Genomic DNA, 21846 nt, shown 5'->3' with positions numbered 1-21846 from the left:
CACCGGTCAGCCCCGGGGCCATCCGGGCTCGGCCATGACGGGCCGGTTCAGCATGGCCTCGCAGCTCCGGACGACGACCCGGGCGGCCTCGCGCTCGGAGCTGTCCAGCATCGGGTTCTCGGACTGCTCCCGCCACCTGGTCAGGGCGTCGCGAACGGTGGCGTGCACTTCGCCGGGGGACGGTTCACGATCGAAGCCGAGCCGGGAGCCCTGGCTCGTACCCGCTCCGCCGATGAGCCGCACGGCTTCGCCTGCCAACTCCTCCGGCAGCCTGGTGCGCCCGGACAGCAGGCCGCCGAGCAGCCGCAGTTCGTGGAACTCGTGCGCCCCGGCCAGTACCCGTTCCACCTCGGTGACGAGGTTCGCGGCGCCCGGCTTGGGCTCCATCCTCAGCACCACGTCCAACCCGAGCAGCGCCGACCGGGCTTTGAGGACCTTTCGCCGGTCGATGAACAGCACGCGGACCGACTCCTTGAGCTCGTTCAGCCCGCTGCGCTGCACGAGCTCGGCAGCCAGTTTGTTCCTGCTGTCGGCCCCTTGCCTGATCAGCGCCGTCGACAGGCGGATGCCGAAGATCCCCAGCCGCTCGGCGAGCTCACGACGTGTCGCAGGCGGCAGTGCGTGCTCGGCGCGGGTGAACCGGTCCGCTGTCAGCAACAGCTCGTCGGTCTCCTGGCGCGGGGCCGTGGCGAGGGACGCCAGGCTCCGGTAGAGCTCCTCCGGCAACGTCCTGCCCGCCTGGCCGACCAGCCCCGACACCGCCACCACGTTCTGGCACAGACCACGCACTCGCGCGTCACCGCGGTAGCGGCGTGCGACCTGTTTGGACGCTGTCAGCGCGTCGATCCGGCCACCGCCGGTCTCGTCGGCCCTGGAGAGCAGGACGATCGCGTTCACCGGCGCCGCCCTGGCCACCGGGTGGTCCTGGGTGGACTGGAGGAAGCGCACGTCCAGCACGTGCACCTGCGGGGTCAGGTACAGCAGTGCGTCCGCTTCCGCCGCCAGCTGCTCGGCGATCTCGTCGGCGATCGGCGGGGTGTCGATCAGCGAGATGTCCCGCAGCACCCGGGCAGGCCAGTCGACGACGATCTTCGCCATCCCGTCCGGGTCGTACCCGGTCAGGTCGAGGTCCAGCCGCCCGTCCACCCTGCCCAGCGGCGGCTCACCCGGCGGCCCGTGTCTCATGTAGACGGTCGCGCTCGGCTGCGGGCCGTCCTGGTACCAGGTGAAGACCGGGCCCTTCACGTCGACCGGGGCCACTTCGTCGCCCACGATCGCGTTCACCACGGTCGACTTCCCGCTGCCCGCGCGGCCGGCCACCGCGATGCGCAGCGGCGAGTCGAACCTGCTGATGTGGTGCCTCAGCCAGTTCGTCGCCCTGGGGCTGTCCTGGTAGAGCCTGAGGGCGTCGTGCAGCAGCGCCCACACCGCCTCGTCGACGGTTGCGCTCACGCGGAGATCTCCAATGGGTCGCGCGCTCCCGGCAGTGTTCCCGCGATCTTGGTCAGCTGGCCGTGCAGGTGCGTCAACTGGGTCAACGCCTGCCGCAACTCCTGCTCCTTGTGCTGCCGCGCGGCCAGTTCGGCCTGTGCCGACTTCTGGGCGGCGGTGGCCTCGTCGGTCAGTTTCTGCTGGATCTGTTCGGCCAGTTCGGTGAAGTGGTCGCGCAGGCCGCGCTGGATCCTGCGGGCCGCGTCCCTGCAGTCCTTGGAGAACCGCAGGAAGAAGTCGTCCACGTGCCGCTGGGCCACGGCCTTCGCCGCCGCCTGGCGCCGCTTGAGCCGCGACTCGCCTTCCTCGCCGATGCTCTTGCCGCCGAGGGCCAGGCCCGCGCCGATCGAGATCGGGTTGATCAGCGGCAGCCCGGCAAGGCTGGTGATCAGGCCGAACATCAGTACACCGCCGTAGGATCCGCGCAGGCCCGTGAAGACCATCTGGCCAGGCGTGAACTTCTCCATCTTCGGTGGCTGCGTGTCACCGGGGTCCATGTCCGCGTCGTGCGGGATCACCGACGCGGGCAGCACGTCCTGCCGATCGGGGAAGCACTCCGCCACCCGGTCGGCCACCCACCACGCGCGTCGCACCAGCCAGTTGAAGTTGACCTCGGCCGCCTCGGTCAGGTTCTTGTTGAGCCATTCCTCGAACTCGTCCCAGGTCTTGGCCGGGTCGGCCTCGTCGAAGGCGGTGTCCACCTCGCGGACGATCTTGCGGGTGCGGTCACGCAGGTCGTACTCCAGGTCCGAGATCAGGTCGGCCATCTCGTCGCCGAGGACGTTCTGCCACTTGCCCGTCCACCGCCGCAGATCCGCCACCTTCTGCTGGGCCCGCATGTACTCCGCGACCGCCGGTGCGGTGCTGTCGTCCGGACGCGCGGCGAGCTCCTTGTTGACCTGACCGACCAGCTCCGCGAGGACCGTGCCTGCCATCGACGCGAAGTTCTGCCGGGACAACGGGTTCGACGCGACCGGCAGGACGTCCGTGCGCAGACGTTCCAGCAGCGCGGGGAAACCCGACTCGGCGTTCATCGCCTCGTCGTCGTTGGCCATCGCCCGCAGCCGCAACGTCGACGACACCGGCACGATCGCCGCCGAGACCCCTGCCCTGGCAAGGTGTCGCCGGTTGCGCTCGACCACGGCACGCCACTGCGCGGCCAGGTCGATCTTCGTCAACGCCACCAGAATCGTCGGGCACGAACGGTGCACGTGGCGCAACAGCTCCAGTTCCGTCGCGGACAGCTCCTGAGACGCGCCGGATGCGAGCACGACCGCGTCGGCGCCGTTCAACGCGGCGAACGTGCTCTGCGCGCGCAACTGGTGCAGGTTGCCGACCGCGGGCGTGTCGATGATCACCAGCCCGGCGGCGAGAATCTTGCGTGGCAGCCGGACTTCGGTGGTCACCGGGTCCGCGCCGCGGTGGTACGCGTTCTCGACGGGGAGCGGCATGCGGTGTGGTTCCGCGCCTGCCGCGTCGAACAGCAACTGAGCTGCGGCTGGTTGTTCGGCGTAGCGCACGATCGTGGGCGCGGCCGTTGTCACGTCGTCGCCGACCGCGCACACCGAAGCGCCGACCAAAGCGTTCACCAGTTGGCTTTTGCCTTGGTTGGCTTCGCCGATCACCATCACCCTGATCTGCGGGTCCAGCAGTTGGGCCCGCTTGGCTCTGAGCCGTTCGGCCAGGTCAGGTCTGTGGTGGACGACGGACGCTCCGATGGTCTGGTCCAGCACCTCGAGCCAGGTCGCCGCAGTCACCCGAACAGTGTGCCGTGCTCGACCGTTCGGGTGAAAGGGTGTCCACGTCACAAGAAACCGGAAGCCGGGTCCGCCCCCCGAGGGTGAACCCGGCCTCCGGCCGTGTGAACTGGGCTTACAGGCCCAGGTGCAGGTCGTCCGCGACGTTGTGCACGACGTCGGAAACCGGGTTGTGGTCAAGCAGGCCACCGACACCGTTGTGGGCGGCGTCCGCGCCGGGCAGCTTCGGCAGGTCGACGTTCGGCACGTCGAGCTTCGGCAGGTCCAGCTTCGGCAGGTCGACCTTGGGCAGGTCCAGCTTGGGCAGCTCGAACTTCGGCAGCTCCGGCGCGTGCGGCACGGCCGGGGTGTCGACCGCGGGGACGTGGCCGCTGACAGTGCTGGTCACCGTCTCCTGGACCGTGCTGACCGTGTGCGTGACCTGCTCGACAGGCAGCTGCGGCAGCGCGGGGACGGCGGGGACGTCGACCGGCAGGTCCGGGGACGGCAGCTTGACGTCGCTGAGCGGGATCTGCGGCAGGCCGGGGATCGCGGGCAGCTGCGGGACGGCACCGAGCAGAGCACCGGTGACGGCGGTCGGGTCGGTGACGGCCTTGTTCGGCACGTTCGTGATGTCGCCGGACAGGCTGGGCGCCAGGTCCTGGTTGAGGCCGACACCCTTGAAGGTGGTCAGGCTGACGGTGTTGTCGAGCGGGCCGCCGAGGTCGATGCCGCCGTAGGCCTGGCCACCGGTCTCGTGCTGCGGGCCGAGGTAGAAGCCGCTCTCGGCCGAGCCGAACGGCGAGTGCACGCCGCCGTTGATCGCCAGGCCGTCCTCGTCGAGGCTGACCGCGCTGGCCGCGCCGAACGCGCCGACCGGGGTGTCGAGACCGCCACCCGCACCGAGGTGGATGCCGTCCTTGCCGACATCGACGCCGGCGGTGCCCGCGGCCGAACCGTACGCAGTAGTCACACCGGCGTCGCCGCCAGCGCTGACGCCGTGCTTGCTGACCTCGAACTCGCCGGAACTGGCGGCGGCCACACCCGGGACGACGGACACGGAGCCGTCGAAGTCACCCTTGGCGCCGTGCTTGTCGACCTCGAGGCAGGCAGAGCCCTCGGCGTCGCCGACAACCGTGCTGACCTTGCCCTCGCCACCGGCGTGCGCGCCGTGCGGGCCGTACTCGACGTGACCGGCGCCCCACGCGTCCGCGACGGGCGTGGACACCGAACCCTCGGCGCCGCCCTTGAAGCCCTCGGGGCCGTACTCGTAGTAGCCGCTGCCCTCGACCTCGCCGAACGGCAGCTTGTAGCCGCCGCCGAAGCTGTCGCCACCGGCCGGGATGTTGATGCCCGAGGCGTTGGTCGGGACCAGGTCGGTCACCAGCGGGAGGACGTCACGCACGTCTTCGGGGGTGATCCCGTTCAGGCCCGCCTTGGCCAGCAGGCCGGTCGGGTCGGCCTCGAACGCCTTCATCGCCGCCGAGTTGGTCAGCAGGTCGAGGCAGAAGTCGTGCAGCGTGGGCTCGGCGGGGGCCGGGGCGGCGGCAGCGGCGGGAGCCGGGGCCGGGGCGGCAGGTTGCGGCGCGGGGGCCGGAGCCGGAGCCGGCTGGGGAGGGTCGTTCTTGATCAAGGGGAATCTCTCCTACGGGGTACAGGGACTGCGACCGGGCAGGCGCTCGGTGATCAAGACCCACCGGTGCGGCACCCGCGGTCCGCCAGAGCAGGTCCACTGGCGAACCATCGACACCGGTGGGTCGGTGGATCAGTGAGCTGCCAGGCAGGGGCTGCCCGGCTTGGGACCGAACGCTATGAGCCGGGCCGTCCCCCGACATCGGGGATCACTCCGAGTCATCACCCTCCCCGATCGGGGTTACAACCAATGACCCATTAGGGGCATTAGGGTGTCCCCCTATGAGATCAGCACCACTTCGGCGAGATGAACTGGTGGTTGGTATGAAGATGTGACCCATCCGGGGGTAACCCGGAAGTGCGCCCGTTCGATTGAGCACGGAAGGCACCCTGCATGCCATACGTCTTGGGGATCGACGTCGGAACCTGCCGCACCGCGGCAGCGCTCTGCCGCCAGACGGGATCCACCTGGGGCGACCCCGAGGCGGTCCCCCTGGGTGACCGCGCCCCCACCGTGCCCACAGTCGTGTACTTCGCGCCCGACGGGGCCGTGGTCGTCGGCGACGCCGCCGAGCGGCACGCCACGACCGACCCGGCCAACGCCGCCAGGGCATTCGCCCGGCGCATCGGCGACGAGGTCCCCCTGGTGATCGGCCGCGAGGTGTGCCCGGCCGAGACGTTGACCGCCGTGCTGATCGCCTGGGTGGTCAAGGAAGTCTCGGCCGCGGAGAGCCAGTCCCCCAAGCACGTCGTGATCACCCACCCCGCGGGGTGGGGCAACCACCGCAAGCGTTTGCTGCACAACGCACTTCGCCAAGCCAACCTCGACGACGTCACGCTGCTGCCGGAACCGGTCGCCATCAGCGAGAACCACGCGGCCGCGCACGACGTGCCGCCGGGAAAGGCGCTGGGTGTCTACGACCTCGGCGCGACCGGCCTGGCCACGTCCGTGGTCCGCAGATCACCGATCGGCACGTTCGAGGTGCTCAACACGGCGGAGAGCGTCGACTCCAACGGCGGTGACAGCTTCGACGACGCGGTCTTCGACCACGTGCGCACCAGCAGCGGCGGGATCGACCCGGCCGACCCGGACGCGTGGCTCAAGCTGGCCCGGCTGCGCCAGGAATGCGTCGCCGCCAAGGAGTTCCTGTCCGCGGGCAACGAGGTGACCGTGCACGACGTGACGCTCACCCGTTCCGCGTTCGACGACATGATCCGCACGTCGGTGCAGGCCGGAATCGAGGAGCTGCTGCGGATCATCCGCCCGGCCGCCGAGCTGGACACCGTGGTCGTCGCGGGTGGCTGCGCCCGGATCCCGCTGGTCGGCGACCTGGTCAGGGCCGAGGTGCCGGGCCGTGCGGTCGTCGCGCCGGAGCCGGAGATCGCGTGTGCCCGCGGCGCCGCGCTCGTGGCCGGCCGGGTCACCCCGATCCCACGGGCCGCGCCGCTGCCGGTGCTCGCGTCCGACGAGCCGCCGCAGCGGCCGTCGATCGACATCGAGCCGCTCGAACTGCCCCTGCCCCGGTCACCGATGCGCAAGCTGGCCGGCAAACCCAAGCTGACCGGCGGAATCACCGCGCTGGTGCTGGCCGCCGGGGTCGGTCTGACGTTCTACCTGCGCGGCGAGGAACCGCCGAAACACGCGCCGACGCCGGGCGCGGTCGCGCCGGCGGTCAACAACACCAAGGCGACCCCCGAGACCCCACCGCAGCGGAGCCCGGAGTCCGCGAACACGAAATCCGGGCCCCACAGCAGTACCCCCACTGGCACCAAGACAGGCGAGGACGGCCGTTGAGCCAACGAGCAGCGACCCGTGTGCGAACCACAACCGTGATGGACGAGTCAGCGAAAAGGGTGCTGGACGCGGCCGAGGCCGATCCCTTCGCGCCGCTGACCCTCGCGGTCATCGCACCGGGCGGCTACGGCAAAACCGCTGTTCTCAAGGCCTTTCGCCGGGCGTACGAGACCGCGGGCGTGCGGGTGTGCGACCGGCCGGGGGACCCCGACACGGCCGTGATCGTCGACGACGCGCACAAGCTCCCGGTGGCGCGTCTGCGGGAACTGGCCGGGGACGTGGCCGCGGGGAACGTGCCCCGGCTGGTGATCGCGTTGCGGCCGTGGCCGCGTTCGGCGGAACTGGGCGAGCTCACGCGAACCCTGGGGCAGACAGTGATGCTGGCCCCGATGGACCGCGCGCAGGTGCGTCTCCATGCGTCCGGCGCATTCGGCGCCGCGCCCGCCGCGGAACTCGTGGAGTTCCTGTTCAGGCAGACCGGCGGGGTGCCCGCGTACGTCGACCGGCTGGTGTCGGCGATGTCGTCACGGCCGGTGACCGAAGTGCCCGACGCCGCGCTGGCCGGGTTCCGCTACGACTTCGATCTGCTCGACCCGGACGTGCTGCGGTACGTGCTCGCCACCCAGGCCGGAGCCGGGCTGCGCACCGATCTGCTGGCGAGCCTGCTCGGCCGGGACGCGGGCGACGTGGTGACCGTGATGGAGGCGGCGCGGGCGACCGGGCTGCTCGGGCAGGACGGCACCCTGCTGCCGATCTGCGACCGCGCGGTTCGCGCGGTGACCCCGGCCGAACGCGCGCTGGCCGTGCGGCAACAACTGGCCGAGTTGCTGCTGGAACGCGGCGAGTCCGTGCTGCCGCTGGCCCGGTCGCTGCTCGGCAGCGGCGTCGGCGGTGCCGGTGTCGCCGCGGCTTTCCACGCCGCGGCGCACGAATCGCTGACCGAGGACCCGGCGTCGTCAGCGAAGTTGTTCGCCGCGGCCGTGTCCGCCGGACGCCCGCTCGCCCAGTGCGCGGCGGGCTGGGCGCACGCCTCGGCACTGGCCGGGGATCTGGATTCGGCCATGCGCCTGGCCGACCAGGCGATCTCCAGCTCCGAGGACAAGGCCAGCGGCGCCAGGGTCGCGGCGACCGCGCTGGCGCACCGCGGTCAGCTCGGCCGCAGTGCCGAGTTGTACCAGTGGTCCGGTGACGTCTCGTTCGCCGCGATCGGCCGGATCGGCACGGGCACACTGGTCGACCTGACCGCGGCCGACGAGTTGCCGACGTTGCTGTCCGGCGCGGCTTCGCTGATGGCCCAGGGTGTTCGCGAGTCGGTCCGCGGCAGTTCGGTGGACGCGCTGTCGTCGTTGGTGCGCGCGGCCGGACTGCTCGAACCAGCCGGTCGCGGGGTGCTGCTGCCGGACAGCCCCGCGGCACTGGCGGCGCTGGTCGGATTGCACTGCGGCGAACTCGGTGTCGCCGAGTCGGTGCTGGACCGCGCGGTGCAGTCGAACATGGGCGGCCCGTTGCTGGCCACACGGCACAAGCTGCTGCAGGCGTGGCTGTCCATGATGCGCGGCCAACTCGCCACCGCCGCCGAACACCTCGCCGGGGTACGGCCCCGCGAACCGCGGGACTGGCTGTTCGCCGTGGCGCTCGAGGCCGGGCTGGCCCGGCGCAACAGCGACGTCCAGGCACTGCGGCGGATCTGGGCGCAGGCGTGCGAAGCCGTCGTGCGCCACCCGGTGGACCTGTTCACGATCCTCCCGCTCGGCGAGTTCGCGGTGGCCGCGGCGAAGTTGAGCGACCAGGCCCGGCTCGGGCCGCACCTGCGCGAGGCCTACGCGCTGACCGCGCAGCTTGGCAACCCGGAGCTGTGGACCACCACGCTGCACTGGAGCGGCCTGCACGCGGCGATCGTCGCGGAGAACCCCGGCGAGGCCGCCGACCACGTCGCCGCACTGGCGGGCAACCAGAGCCGGTTCGGCCGGGCCCTCGGTGACGCGGCGCAGTGCTGGCTCGACGTGGTGGCGGGCAAAGTCGACCCGGTGCGCGCCGAGCAAGCCGCCCGTGGCCTGCACGACATGGGCATGGTGTGGGACGGCTCACGACTGGCCGGGCAGGCCGCGATCCGGACGGCCGACCGCAAGGCCATGGTCACGTTGCTGGACTGCGCCCGTGAACTGCAGGGCAAGCAGGCCGCGACCGACCCGATCCCCACCGAGGCCAGCCCGTTGAGCGAGCGCGAGCAGGAGGTCGCGGCGCTGGTGTTGCAGGGCATGACCTACAAGCAGGTCGGCGACCAGCTGTTCATCTCGGCCAAGACCGTCGAGCACCACATGGCCAGGATGCGCCAGCGGCTCGGCGCGAGCAGCCGCAGCGAACTGCTCACGCAACTGCGGGCACTCACGTCCCGGACATGAACTACCCGATCGAGTGACTGCGACAGCGGGCGCCGGGGTCGTACCCCGACGCCTGCCAGGCTCTGGCGCACTTCTGGCAGTTCTCCGACGACGACACCAGCGACCTGGGCGGAACGTGTCCGGTCCGGACTGCCAGCTGGACGAAGCGCAAGATCGCTTTCATGGAAAGCATCCAGCACCCTAGCAACACCGCCGGTCGGCCGTTGACATCCCATGTCCGCGTCTGGTGACGTCCTTGTGGCGTGAAGAAGGGACATGACATGGGCATATCCGGAAAACTGGCGGCGTTGACGACGGCAGGTCTGCTGCTGTCCGGCCTCCCCGCACTCGCCGCCGACGACGTGCCTCGAACGGGGTTCGAGCAGTCGAACGGCGCGCGATGGACCACGATGGCCGAGGAGCACGCGCTGCTCGACCAACTGAGCCGCAAGGTGAATGTCAGCCAGATCGGGACGACTGTCCAGGGCCGCCCGTTGAACCTGGTGCGCGTCGGCCGGGGCGGACCGACGACCGTGCTGTTCCTGTGCTCGCAGCACGGCGACGAACCGGCCGGGCGGGAAGCGTGCCTGATCAAGATCCGGGACCTGGCCTACCGCAAGGACTCTGTGCCCGCCGGGACGACATTGTTGTTCGTGCCGACCGCGAATCCGGACGGCCGCGAGGCCAACACGCGCGGCAACGCCGACGGCGTCGACATCAACCGCGACCATCTCGCCCTGGAGACACCGGAAGCCCGCGCGGCCGCGGCGGTGATCCGCGACTACCAGCCGGACGTCGTGCACGACCTGCACGAGTTCGGGCCGCGCCCGTTGGTGTACGACAAGGACGTTCTGTGGCTGTGGCCGCGCAACCTTAACGTGCACAAGCGTGTTCACGACGAGTCCGAGACGTTGTCGCGTTCGTACATCCGGACCGCCGTGGAGTCACGGGGCCTGACCAGCGGCGTGTACGGCATCCTCGTCGACCCGGAAACCGGTGAACCGACCCAGCAGATCGCGGGCGACGGCCAGGAACGCATCCTGCGCAACACCACCGGGTTGAAGCACAGCCTGGGTCTGCTCGTGGAAACCAACGACACCCCCAACCCCGGCGAGGACCAGCCCGCCGCCGCGCGGCGCCGGGTCGCTTCCCACCTCTACGGCGTGAGCGGGACTTTGCGGCTGGTCAAGGAAAGGCGGGGACAGCTGGAGGCGGCGACCACCCTCAGCCGGGTGACCGCGCCGTTCGACCGCGGCCCGATCTACTTCGGCGGCGCCGACAACGAGACCCCACCGGCGAGCAAGGTCGAGCCGAACCCGCCCTGTGGCTACAAGTTGACCGCCGAGCAGTACGCACAGGTCAAGGACAAGCTGGCGCTGCACGGAGTGCAGTCACGCCGTGACGGTACGGGCAGGCTGGTTGCGTTGGCACAGCAGGCGAGGCCCTTGATCCCGTTGTTGCTGGACGCGCGAGCCGACTTCGAACTGACACAGGGTATACCTAGTAAGCACTGCTAAGTATTTCACCTGGGGGTCGTCGTGACGCGTGAACGCGTGCCGAACGAGGTGTGGGTCCTTGTCTCGGCCGCATTCCTCATCGCCATCGGATTCGGGATGATGGCACCGGTCGTGCCCGCGTTCGCCACGACGTTCGGCGTCGGCGTCACGGCGGCCTCCTTCGTGGTCAGCGCGTTCGCGATCGTCCGGCTGGCCTTCGCGCCGGTCGGCGGGAGACTCGTCGCCAGGTACAGCGAGCGACCGGTCCTGATGAGCGGCCTGGTGATCAACGCGGCGGCCACCGCGGCCTGCGGGTGGGCGACGTCGTACTGGCAGCTCATCGGTTTCCGGTCGATCGCGGGCATCGGCTCGGTGATGTTCACCGTGTCGGCCGTGGGCCTGGTGCTGCGCCTGAGCCCGATCGGCTTGCGCGGCAGGGTGTCCGGGCTGTGGTCGACGAGCTTCCTGTTGGGCAACATGGCCGGGCCGTTGGTCGGCGGCGTCTTCGCGGGCGCGTCGATCCGGTTGCCGTTCCTGATCTACGGCGGCGGGACGCTGCTCGCGGGCGTGCTGATCTGGACGCTGCTCACTCGATCAGGCAGCGCGGCCGATCCATCCACTTTGGACCTTCCGGAGTTCACCGTGCGGCAGGCGCTGCGCCGCCCGGCCTACCGGGCGTCGCTGCTGTCGTCGTTCACCGTCGGCTGGATCTCGTTCGGTGTGCGGTATTCGCTGATCCCGCTGTACGTGGTCGCCACGCTGCACGAGTCCAGCACGATCGCGGGCATCGGACTGTCGATCTACGCCGTCGGCACGGCGTCCGTCCTGCTCGTCGCGGGCCGGATCGCCGACCTGCGCGGCCGCAAACCCGTGGTGCTGACGGGACTGACGGTCCTCACGGCAGGCTCGGTCGCGCTCGGCCTCGCGCCGTCGACGCCGTGGTTCTTCGCGGCGTCGCTCCTCGCCGGGCTCGGCTCCGGCCTGGTCAGCCCGGCGCAGACGGCGACGGTCGCCGACGTGATCGGCACCGGCGTGCGCGGCGCACCGGTGCTGGCGTTCTTCCAGATGGCCGCCGACTTCGGCGCCATCGTCGGCCCGCTGGTCGCCGGCGCCCTCGCCGACTGGTGGAGCTACCGGGCCGCGTTCATCGCGTGCGGCGTGATCTCCCTGCTGGCCCTCGTGCTGTGGTCGACGGCCCCGGAGACACTCGCGGGCGGCCCGAGGAGGCCGCCCGCGAAGGGTTCCGACAGGTCCGGCAAGGACGACGATCAGGCCACGCCCGGGTCCGAGGTGTCCGGACCGGCGGCGGACACGTCGTCCAGCTGATACTTCCTGGTCGCCTCGACCACCTTGGCCTTGTCGATCTCACCGCGGCGGGCCAGCGCGGCCAGCACACCCACGACGACCGACTCGGCGTCCACGAGGAAGTGGCGACGCGCGGCCGTACGGGTGTCGGAGAAGCCGAACCCGTCCGTGCCCAGGGTGACCATGTCGCCGGGCACCCACGGCCGGATCATGTCCGGAACCGCGCGCATCCAGTCCGACACCGCCACGACCGGGCCCTCGGTCTCCGACAGCACCGACGTCACGTACGGCACGCGGGGCTCGGCCTCCGGGTGCAGCAGGTTGTGCCGGTCGATGTCGACGGCCTCACGGCGCAGCTCCGAGTACGACGTGGCGGACCACACATGGGCCTGCACGCCCCACTCGTCGTTGAGCAGCTGCTGGGCCTTCAACGCCCACGGCAGGCCCACACCGGAGCCGAGGATCTGCGCCTTCGGGCCGTTGCCCGCCGGAGCGCCCGCGTAGTGGTACAGCCCGCGCAGCAAGCCCTCCACGTCCAGGTCCTCCGGCTCGGCGGGCTGCTGGTACGGCTCGTTGTAGACGGTCAGGTAGTAGTAGATGTCCTCGGCCTGGTCGCCGTACATCCGGCGCAGACCGTCCTTGACGATGTGCGCGACCTCGAACGACCACGCGGGGTCGTACGCGACAACCGCCGGGTTGGTCGACGCCAGCAGCAGCGAGTGCCCGTCGGCGTGCTGCAGGCCCTCACCGGTCAGCGTCGTACGACCGGCCGTGGCACCGAGCACGAAGCCACGCGCCATCTGGTCCGCCGCCGCCCACAGGCCGTCGCCCGTGCGCTGGAAGCCGAACATCGAGTAGAAGATGTAGATCGGGATCATCGGCTCGCCGTGCGTGGCGTACGACGTGCCCACCGCGGTGAACGACGCCGTCGACCCGGCCTCGTTGATGCCCTCGTGCAGGATCTGGCCCTTTTCGCTCTCCTTGTAGGCGAGCATGAGCTTCGCGTCGACCGACGTGTACAGCTGGCCGTTGCGGTTGTAGATCTTCTGCGTCGGGAACATCGAGTCCATGCCGAACGTGCGCGCCTCGTCCGGGATGATCGGCACGATCCGCGGCCCGATCTCCGGGTCCTTGGCCAGGTCGCGGACCAGCCGGACGAACGCCATCGTGGTGGCGACCTCCTGCTTGCCCGAACCGCGCCGGATCACGTCGTAGACCTTGTCGCCGGGCAGCACCAGCGCCTTGGCCTTGGACCGCCGTTCCGGCACGAACCCGCCCAGCTGGCGGCGCCGCTCGGACAGGTACTGGATCTCCGGTGAGTCCGTGCCCGGGTGGAAGTACGGCGGCAGGTACGGGTCCTTCTCCAGCTCGGCGTCGCTGATCGGGATCCGCAGCGTGTCGCGGAAGCCCTTCAGGTCGTCGAGGGTCATCTTCTTCATCTGGTGCGTGGCGTTGCGGCCGGCGAAGTGCGGACCCAGGTTGTATCCCTTGATCGTCTTCGCCAGGATCACCGTCGGCTGGCCGTTGGTCTCCGTGGCCGCCTTGTACGCCGCGTAGACCTTGCGGTAGTCGTGACCACCGCGCTTGAGGTTCCAGATCGCGGTGTCGTCCAGGTTGACCACGAGTTCCTTGGTCCGCGGGTCGCGGCCGAAGAAGTGCTCACGGACGTACGCGCCGTCGTTGGCCTTGTAGGTCTGGTAGTCGCCGTCCGGAGTGGTGTTCATCAGGTTGACCAGCGCGCCGTCGCGGTCGCCGTGCAGCAGGGTGTCCCACTCACGGCCCCAGATGACCTTGATGACGTTCCAGCCCGCGCCGCGGAAGAACGCCTCCAGCTCCTGGATGATCTTGCCGTTGCCGCGGACCGGGCCGTCCAGGCGCTGCAGGTTGCAGTTGATCACGAAGGTCAGGTTGTCCAGGCCCTCGTTCGCCGCGACGTGGATGAGGCCACGCGACTCCGGCTCGTCCATCTCGCCGTCGCCGAGGAACGCCCATACTCGCTGGTCGGACGTGTCCTTGATGCCCCGGTCGTGCAGGTAGTGGTTGAACCGGGCCTGGTAGATGGCGTTCATCGGGCCGAGGCCCATGGACACCGTCGGGTACTCCCAGAAGTCCGGCATCAACCGCGGGTGCGGGTACGACGGCAGCCCGGCGCCCGGCCCGGCGTGCGAGTACTCCTGGCGGAACCCGTCGAGCTGGTGCTCGGAGAGCCTGCCCTCCAGGTACGCGCGCGCGTACATGCCGGGCGACGCGTGGCCCTGGAAGAACACCTGATCTCCCCCGCCGGGGTGGTCTTTGCCGCGGAAGAACCAGTTGAACCCGACCTCGTAGAGCGTCGCCGACGACGCGTAGGTCGAAATGTGTCCACCGACACCCACGCCGGGCCGCTGCGCCCGGTGCACGGTCATCGCCGCGTTCCACCGGATCCACGCACGGTAACGGCGTTCGACCTCTTCGTCACCGGGGAACCACGGCTCCTGCTCGGTGGGGATGGTGTTGACGTAGTCCGTGCTCGTCAGCGACGGGATGCCGACACGGCCTTCACGCGCGCGCTCGAGCAGCCGGAGCATCAGGTAGCGAGCGCGTTGCTGCCCACCGTCCTTCAGGACGGCGTCGAACGACTCAAGCCACTCTGACGTCTCCTCGGGGTCGATATCGGGCAGGTGAGCGGCGAGGCCGTCGCGGATGACGTGCACCCTGCCAGGGGTGCTCGCGCTGTTTGAGTTGGATTGCGGGGCCAAGGGATCTCCTCGCCTGGTTCTCTCGTTGTTTCCTACGCCAATTCAACCCGGTTGGCGTGCGTCATACCTCATCGTCGTCCCGATCGGGTCCCACGTCATCACTACTGGTGAGTAACCCGATGGCGGTGTCGCCCACACTCGCGGAAGTGGTATTGCCTCTACATGGCACGGGACGCCGACGACGCATACCGTCACCGTAGTGCGGGCGCGGTTGGACTCCCGAGCGGACACAGTTGGGGCCTAACCCGGTGTGGACGGTTGCGCAGTCGGGTACCGGGAGTGTTCGCTATCGCCTAACACGCGGTGCCTCCGGCGCCGCATTGGTTCACATGGAGGAGTGGAAGCCGTGGTGGCCGCGGGAGACGCCGGCAAAGCAGGCGTCGCCGAGAAGCTTGGGATCGAGCCAGGCATTGTCGTCCAGGAGATCGGCTGGGACGAGGACGTCGATGACGACGTGCGTGCCGCCATCGAGGAACGCAGCGGAAGCGACCTGCTGGACGAGGACGCCGACGAGGTGGTCGACGTCGTCCTGCTGTGGTGGCGAGAAGACGACGGCGACCTCGCCGACACGCTCCTCGACGTGCGCAGTCCGCTCGCCGACACCGGGACGATCTGGGTGATGACACCCAAGACCGGGCGGGACGGGCACGTCGAACCGAGCGAGATCGCCGAGGCGGTGTCGACAGCGGGCATGGCCCAGACGTCGAACATCAACGTCGGCGAGGACTGGACGGGTACGAGGCTGGTCTCGCCGAAGTCCGCGAACACGCGCCGCTGAAATCCCAAGGAGTCGGACCGTCTGGGGCCTCACCCAGACGGGGCACTAGGCTGGGCACAGGCAGGTAAGCGTTCGCGAAGTGGGAGGACACGCAGAATGGCGGTCGAGGTCGGTTCGAAGGCCCCGGACTTCACACTCAACGACTACAACAAGCAGCAGGTGGCGCTGTCGTCCTTCCAGGGCGAGAAGAACGTGCTCCTGGTGTTCTACCCCTTCGCGTTCAGCGGCATCTGCCAGGGCGAGCTCTGCCAGGTGCGCGACGAGCTGGCGACCTACGACAACGCGAACGTGCAGGTGCTCGGCGTGTCCGTGGACAGCCCGTTCGCGCTGAAGGCGTGGGCGGACCAGCAGGGCTACACCTTCCCCCTGCTGTCGGACTTCTGGCCGCACGGCGAAGTGGCACAGGCCTACGGGGTGTTCAACGACAAGGCGGGCCTGGCGCTGCGCGGAACCTTCCTGATCGACAAAGAGGGAACGGTCCGCTACGCGGAGGTCAACCAGCCGGGAGAACCCCGAGACCAGGAGGCCTGGAAGAAAGCACTGGCCAACCTGGCATGATTGAAACGGCGGTGCCCAGCGGGGCACCGCACCAGGGCGCATAGCTCAGCGGAAGAGCACCTCCCTTACAAGGAGGGGGTCGCAGGTTCGAAACCTGCTGCGCCCACGTCCTCAGGGCTACCCTGCTCGGTGCTTCGCACCTTCGCCGGGTCGTCCGTTCCACTTTGGGGGGCCGAGCCCCCCAAACCCCCCACGGTGCCAGCTCCTCTCGACCCAGCGCTGGGCTCGACTCGCTTTCACCAGCGGGCGGCTTCGCCGCCGGGCGCTAAGCGCCGGAGGCGCTTTAGGGGTGAGTGTGGTCGGATTTGTGTGGGTGAGGTCCGCCTACACGAAGAGCCAGAGCGACAGCCAAACGGACCTCGCCCATACCGAAAGCGCGTCAGCGCAGACCCCGCCTTCGTGTCCCCTTCCTCTTGGTGGTCTGCCCGCCGGCGAGGCACGCCCTTAGCAGCCAAAGCCAGACTCAGTGAGGAAGCCGGGAAATAACCTGACCGGCACGTTCGATCATGTCGGTGGCGAATCGCTCGCTGAAGCCCGCTGCGAAGCCGACCATGACGAAGAGGCCCAGTGTGGCGTTGATCGCTCCGACGGTGAGAGCGAACTGCGCAACGGCACCGAAAACAGCGCCGACCAGTGGACGGAAGCCGCCGAGGATGCGCAGGTGCCGGATGGAGGTGTTGAAGTCGAGTACGAGGGTTCCCTTGGACATCCGCTGGAAGATGCTGACCACGGCTCCCAGAGCACCGAACAGGCAGGCCCCGATGAGTCCGGCCGTGTTCAACAGGGTGGGCCACAGCCGGGCGCTGGCGATGCCCACGGCGATGATCAACAAAGCCGTGAGGACCGTGCCGACCAGGGCGCCTTGGAAGTAGATGAAGCGAGCTTGGCGCTGGATGGCGGCCTCCACGCGGGCAGCGGCGTGCGCGACTTCCTTCTGCGCGGTGGTCACTACTGCCAGTCGGTCCGTGTCCTGCTCCTTGAGCAGGTCGGCCGCCAGCAGGATCCTGGTCATCGCCGAGTACAACGCTTCGACCAGCGTCTTGACCTGGGTCCCCGGCAGCATCTCGCGCGCGAGGTCGACGGCCGCTCGACAGTCCGCCTCCGACTTGACCAGGTCCGCGTCAGCCGAGTTCAGCGTGGTGTGCAGCTCCCAGCCGGTGCGGGTCTCCACCAGCGCCGCGCCGCCGCGCTCACGTCCACAGAAGTAGCTGTTGTGGATGACGCCGGTCTGCTTCTCGAACTTCGCCCGCAGCGCACGCTCGAGCGCCTCGGCCTCATCCTGCACCAGTGTGTCCGTGGCCTGCGCGAACACTTCGCGCACGACCACGATCATGCCGAACGTGACCTTCGCGTGGTCGTTGGTCACGCGGGCCCAGTGCTCCATGGTGTGCTCGCCTGTCCAACCCGACACGTCGGTTGGCTGCGTCGTCGCCACCGGCTCGGTGCTCATGTCCTCATCTCTGCTCGGCACGGCGTCCTGTTACGAGTCGCTGTCCGGATATGTCAACGCACGCTGGGCGTTGTCCACGAGTTCTTTGTACGTGAGTACTTCGACCCGGCTCAGGTGGTTGTTGAGGGTCCTGAACACCTCGTTGATCTCGGTTTCCGGGATGTCGGGGTGCATCGCAGGATGACCGACCAGGACCGTGACACTCGAACGGCGGGTTTCGATGCCGAACTCGTCGAGGATGCTTTGCCGGTTCTCGTCGAGCCCAACCAGGTAGTTCAGGCCCTGCGCGACTGCGTCATGAACCTCAGCTGTCGGCACCCAGGCACCACGGTGGCGCTTCACGATCGGCCGCGCCGCCATCGAACGCTTGATCTCGACGATGTGCAGACTGCCGTCGGCGCGTATCAACGGGATGTCCACCTCGTCACCGGGAACCAGCCGCCGCCTGGCAGCGACGCCGACGAACCGTCCACCGAATATCCATGACTGATTCCAGAGGACTCGTTGCAGGTGCGATTCGGTCGCGATCCGGTCTTGCACGACTGCTCTGATCGCAGCCAGACTGTCCGACCGCTTCTTCAGCTCAACGGCCTTGAGCGATGCCTGACCGTCTTCGTCCTTGGCGAGCACTTCGAGAGCCGCCGGTGAAACGACGAGACGCGCTGCGGTCTCAGCAGGATTTTCCACGTCGATCCTGTCTCGGAGCACTCGCTCCAGCCAGAGTGCCGTCTCCGCCCGGCCTCTCACAATCCGGTAGCGGCCCAGACGGTCGTCCGGCGCGTCCAGAAAACGCGCATCCCGAAACAGGCCGGACAGGTGATCCAGCAGTTCCGCTGCGGTGGCGTCAGGTCGTCCAGCCAGGAACTCCTGCGCTGTCCGCACCGTGAAGTCAGACAACGAACCAACAATCTTGGCCACGTAGTTCCTGGAGTTTTCGTTGCGGGCACCGTCCTGGAACAGCCGGTAGTTCTCCTCGAAGCTCCCCTTGAGCAGCCGCCCAGAAGCGAAGTCGATCGAGTCCTGGAGAAGGCGGACCACATGCCACTCGGGCTCCTCCGATGCGCGCAGTCTCGCCACTTCCAGCAGATCGATCAGCTTCCGACCGCCTCTGCGGTTGCGGGTTCTGCCGCTGTGCATGTGCTGGACGACCGCGGCGATGGCGTCTTTCACGTCTGGCGCGGCCGCTTGCTTCTCGACCAACTCGAGTTGGAGTTCTAGCGAGAAGTCCGCCCTGGCCGACGTCATTTGCGTCTCGGGCGGACGACCATGTCGCCCTCGGCTGCCATCGGGGCGATGCCGCTGCACTCCGGTTCGTACTCGAAGCCGTCGTCTTTCGGCGGCGGTGGGACCGGCTGATCGTCATGAGGCTCGAGCGGCTCGGTGCTCATGCTCCAATCTCGGCGTCGGCCTGCGTGTTGTTACGGGTTGTTACGCCATTCGGGTGCGGCGCTTGAAACCGTGTCACCCGTCGAGTTGTCTTGCGGCGTGAAGGACCTGCGCCGCATCCAATCGCGGGCCGATCTGGGTGACACGGACGCGATGCGCGCACTCGCCAGAGCACTCGCCCTCGTCGGGCGGCTCGACGAGGCATTGGCTTGGTGGTGGCGGGCCGCCCAGACGGAACCCGCTGTTCTCGGCGAGGCCCTCCGGTACCTCGACCGGTTGGGCGGCACCCGCGACTTCTCGTCGTGGCTGGAACGAGCCGCCACGGTGTCGCCATACGTGGCGAAGAAGTTCGCTCGGGGGTTGGAGGTCGGTGACTCACCGGAGGCATGGCTTGAGCGTGTCGAGAAGACGCGGCATCCGGACCCATACGGGGAGTTGTGCCGACGGTGGGTGGACGCCGGGCAGATCGACACGGCCGTCAGGTGGTTCACGCGCTTCCTCGACGAGCAGCGTCCGGTGGATGCCGAGGAGTTCGTGTCGCAGATCGTCGTTTTCAACCTGCGTGACCGGGACGGCATCGTCGCGGAGGCGCTGCGGCTGCTCGCCGAACGGGGAATCGTCCCGGCCGCTCGTGAGCTGGCCGAGAGAGCGTCCGCCAAAGGCGACGCCGAGGAGGCGGAGCGGTGGTGGGAGTTCGCCGCCGCGCAGGGTGACTGGCGCAGCCTGTGGGGCCTGGTCGACCTGTACGCCGAGCAGCGCGACCGCGAAGCCGACCTCGAACGGATCCTGGCGCACCTCGCGCCACGGTCCCCACGGGCAGGCGCGCTGCTGCGGGTTTGGCGCGCCGACGGCGGCAGGCTCGCTGATCTCGTCCGCGGGGATCCGGTGGCGCGCGCGGTCGCCGGCATGCCACGGGACCTCAGAGGCGAGCGGGCGAGAATCGTCGACGACATGATGGCCGCACCCGGCTACCTCGACCCTGACATCGAACGGCCGCGCTACCTGCTGGCGAGCATGCCCGGGTCGGCCCCGCCGGACGCGGACATCGGCTTGGTCGTGCAGGTTTCCGAGCAGGACGAGACGCGGTGGGGGTCCATCCGGGCTCAGCTGCGTGGCTTGGCCGCCGACGGTGACGGCGCCGAGATCGTCGTCTCGGTCCAGGCCGAGGACGGCCTCATCCCCACCGGTGACCTCGAACAGCGACTGCACGTGCCCGTCGGCGGCCCGTCGTCCCCGATCCGGTTCTCCTTTCGGACCACCGGGCCGGGGACGTTCCGGGTCCGGATCATGGCGTGGGCGGGTGGCACGTTCCTCGCCCAGCTGGAAACCAGGACCGAGGTCTCCCGCCATGGCGACCGTGCGAGCGACCCGACCCCGGCGGTGGCGATCCTGGACAACGTCCAGCCGACGAGAGGCGCGACCGCGCTGATGGTCCAGCGGCGCGGCGACCGGTTCGAGTTCCAGCTGCTGTCGGACATGCAGCCGTTCGAGCCCGCGTGGTCGAAAACGCTTGCGGACGATCCGCGGGCGGCCGTCGAACGAACGGTCGAGATGCTGAAGCACATGGCCGAGGGCAAGGCGCGGCGGGCGGCGACCAACGCGCGGCGGTGGGTCAGGGAAACCGGCGTCGGGCTGTGGCGCGACCTCGTGCCGCCGGAGATCCACGAGCAGTTCTGGCAGATCCGCGACCGGATCAGCTCGCTGACCGTGGTGACCGACCACGACGTGCTGCCGTGGGAGCTGCTGCACCCGTTGCGCAAGGGGTCCGACGACGGTTTCCTGGTCGAACAGTTCCCGGTCGTGCGTTCGGTGTTCGGCCCGGAGTTGGCGCACCGGATCGGGTTGCGGCCGATGACCTACGTCATGCCCGAGCGCTCCCCCGCCGACGCGGCCGACGAGATCCAGCAGGTCATGCGGCGGTTCGGCGCCGGTGACACCGTCACCCACGTGGACGATCTGCTCGACCGGATCGACTCGGGTACGTGCGGCGCGCTGCATTTCGCCTGCCACAACAGCTTCTCGCTGGACGACGACGGCTCGAAGATCCGGATGTCCGGCGGCGACTTCCGGCCGCGGCTGCTCAACAGCGCGGTCACCGGGCAGACGCTGGCCGCCACCAGTCCGTTGGTGTTCCTCAACGCGTGCCGCACAGCGGGTGCGGCACCGGAATACACCAGGACAACAGGCTGGGCGCAGCAGTTCATGGCGGCGGGCGCCGGGGCTTTCGTCGGTACGCTGTGGCCGGTCCGCAGTGACAGCGCGCTGGAGTTCGCCACGATCTTCTACGACGAGTTGGCGTCCGGTGCGTCACTGGGCATGGCCGCGCACTACGCGCGGGGCGTCTCGACCAACGACGACGGGGACCCGACCTGGTTGGCGTACACCGTCTACGGCCACCCGTCGGCCGTCACGGGCTACTAGGTGGTAACGGCTTTCCGCACCGTGCGCGACGGTGGAGTGCGTTTGGCGTCGCGGATCCAGCTGAACCAGCCCCAGATCACCAGAGCGGCGAACGCGGTGTACACCACCGCGCTGAACCACAGGCCGGAATCGATCTGCAACGGCACGCCGACCGCGTCGACAACCAGCCACACCAGCCAGAACTCCACCAGGCCACGGCCCTGCAGCGCGAACGCCACCGCGGTCCCGACGAAGATCGCGGCGTCCGGCCAAGGCGCCCACGAGGCGTCCAACGCCTCCAGCAGCAACGCCACGCCCACGGTCCCCGCCACGAGCGCGCCGATGGTCACGAGGACCTCGGTGAGGGTCGAGCGGCGCACGACGACACCGAACACCGGGTCCCGGCGCCGGGTCCACGCCCACCAGCCGTAGACGCTGATCAGCAGGATGATCACCTGCCGGGCGGCGAGACCACCGAGGTGCGCGGAGACGTACACGCTGAACAGCAGCACAGTCGCCGCGACCTGCACGGGCCATGTCCAGAGGGTGCGGTACTTGGCGAGGAACACCACTGCCAGCGCGCAGATCTGGCCGATCAACTCGGCGAGCGAGATCCGTTGGCCCAGCACGGTAACGCCGTGTTCCAGAAAGAACCGCACCCGATCCTCCTCACCCCAGCTACCTAGCCCACAACAGTGCT

Annotated in this window: 14 protein-coding genes and 1 tRNA gene; 8 read left to right on the top strand and 7 right to left on the bottom strand. The window is 69.1% G+C overall.

Translation table 11 applies throughout. The features are described from left to right. Positions 1-6 precede the first annotated feature (6 nt). The 3 genes from ALI144C_RS25280 to ALI144C_RS56405 form a co-directional block, all read right to left on the bottom strand. A complete protein-coding gene (locus tag ALI144C_RS25280) occupies positions 7-1452 on the bottom strand; it encodes a hypothetical protein (protein WP_076989660.1) in 1446 nt (481 codons plus the stop codon). Then, positions 1449-3248 carry a dynamin family protein gene (locus ALI144C_RS25275; protein WP_076989659.1) on the bottom strand — a complete coding sequence of 600 codons (1800 nt, stop codon included), beginning with the start codon at positions 3246-3248 and terminating at the stop codon, positions 1449-1451. Before ALI144C_RS25275 ends, ALI144C_RS25280 begins: the two co-directional genes overlap by 4 nt. A gap of 115 nt (positions 3249-3363) precedes the next feature. Beyond that, a complete protein-coding gene (locus ALI144C_RS56405) occupies positions 3364-4860 on the bottom strand; it encodes an IniB N-terminal domain-containing protein (protein WP_076989658.1) in 1497 nt (498 codons plus the stop codon). A 393-nt stretch (positions 4861-5253) separates the two neighbouring features. Between ALI144C_RS56405 and ALI144C_RS25265 the strand changes: the two genes are divergently transcribed. The 4 genes from ALI144C_RS25265 (at position 5254) to ALI144C_RS25245 (ending at position 11857) form a co-directional block, all read left to right on the top strand. Beyond that, entirely contained in the window at positions 5254-6654 is a 1401-nt protein-coding gene (locus ALI144C_RS25265) for an Hsp70 family protein (RefSeq protein ID WP_076989657.1), read from the top strand. Positions 6655-6674: 20 nt separating this feature from the next. Beyond that, positions 6675-9056 (top strand): helix-turn-helix transcriptional regulator, encoded by a 2382-nt coding sequence (locus ALI144C_RS25260; RefSeq protein ID WP_237774307.1) that lies wholly within the window; start codon positions 6675-6677, stop codon positions 9054-9056. A gap of 242 nt (positions 9057-9298) precedes the next feature. Beyond that, positions 9299-10552: a M14 family metallopeptidase gene (locus tag ALI144C_RS25250; RefSeq protein WP_237774306.1), complete on the top strand. Its 1254-nt coding sequence runs from the start codon at positions 9299-9301 to the stop codon at positions 10550-10552. Between the two features lie 21 nt (positions 10553-10573). Then, complete coding sequence (locus ALI144C_RS25245) at positions 10574-11857, top strand: MFS transporter (RefSeq protein WP_237774305.1); 1284 nt, start codon at positions 10574-10576, stop codon at positions 11855-11857. Here the strand turns inward: ALI144C_RS25245 and aceE are convergent. Further along, positions 11800-14574 (bottom strand): pyruvate dehydrogenase (acetyl-transferring), homodimeric type, encoded by a 2775-nt coding sequence (gene aceE, locus ALI144C_RS25240; protein WP_076989652.1) that lies wholly within the window; start codon positions 14572-14574, stop codon positions 11800-11802. The genes ALI144C_RS25245 and aceE overlap by 58 nt on opposite strands. A gap of 346 nt (positions 14575-14920) precedes the next feature. Here aceE and ALI144C_RS25235 point away from each other — a divergent pair, with 346 nt between their 5' ends. The 3 genes from ALI144C_RS25235 to ALI144C_RS25225 all read left to right on the top strand — a co-directional run bounded on the left by ALI144C_RS25235 (position 14921) and on the right by ALI144C_RS25225 (position 16016). Continuing rightward, positions 14921-15352, top strand: coding sequence for a DUF3052 domain-containing protein (locus ALI144C_RS25235; protein ID WP_076990035.1), 432 nt, complete (start codon positions 14921-14923; stop codon positions 15350-15352). Positions 15353-15448: 96 nt separating this feature from the next. Next, positions 15449-15910 carry a peroxiredoxin gene (locus tag ALI144C_RS25230; protein WP_076989651.1) on the top strand — a complete coding sequence of 154 codons (462 nt, stop codon included), beginning with the start codon at positions 15449-15451 and terminating at the stop codon, positions 15908-15910. A gap of 34 nt (positions 15911-15944) precedes the next feature. After that, positions 15945-16016, top strand: a tRNA-Val gene (locus ALI144C_RS25225). 357 nt (positions 16017-16373) lie between these two features. On the opposite strand, the gene ALI144C_RS25220 is transcribed toward ALI144C_RS25225, so the two are convergent. Together ALI144C_RS25220 and ALI144C_RS25215 are read right to left on the bottom strand one after the other, a co-directional pair. Next, positions 16374-17360, bottom strand: a complete 987-nt coding sequence (locus ALI144C_RS25220; RefSeq protein WP_076989650.1) for a hypothetical protein — start codon at positions 17358-17360, stop codon at positions 16374-16376. Positions 17361-17390: 30 nt separating this feature from the next. Further along, positions 17391-18665, bottom strand: a complete 1275-nt coding sequence (locus tag ALI144C_RS25215) for a Shedu anti-phage system protein SduA domain-containing protein (RefSeq protein WP_202819059.1) — start codon at positions 18663-18665, stop codon at positions 17391-17393. Positions 18666-18845: 180 nt separating this feature from the next. Between ALI144C_RS25215 and ALI144C_RS25210 the strand changes: the two genes are divergently transcribed. Then, positions 18846-21167, top strand: coding sequence for a CHAT domain-containing protein (locus ALI144C_RS25210; RefSeq protein ID WP_076989648.1), 2322 nt, complete (start codon positions 18846-18848; stop codon positions 21165-21167). Here ALI144C_RS25210 and ALI144C_RS25205 read toward each other — a convergent pair. Continuing rightward, positions 21164-21805 (bottom strand): nicotinamide mononucleotide transporter family protein, encoded by a 642-nt coding sequence (locus ALI144C_RS25205; RefSeq protein ID WP_076989647.1) that lies wholly within the window; start codon positions 21803-21805, stop codon positions 21164-21166. The genes ALI144C_RS25210 and ALI144C_RS25205 overlap by 4 nt on opposite strands. Between the last annotated feature and the right edge of the window lie 41 nt (positions 21806-21846).

Source organism: Actinosynnema sp. ALI-1.44 (assembly GCF_001984155.1).
Lineage (GTDB): Bacteria > Actinomycetota > Actinomycetes > Mycobacteriales > Pseudonocardiaceae > Kibdelosporangium.
Note: the sequence above shows the minus strand (reverse complement) of the source record. Positions and strands in the feature narration are given on the sequence as shown.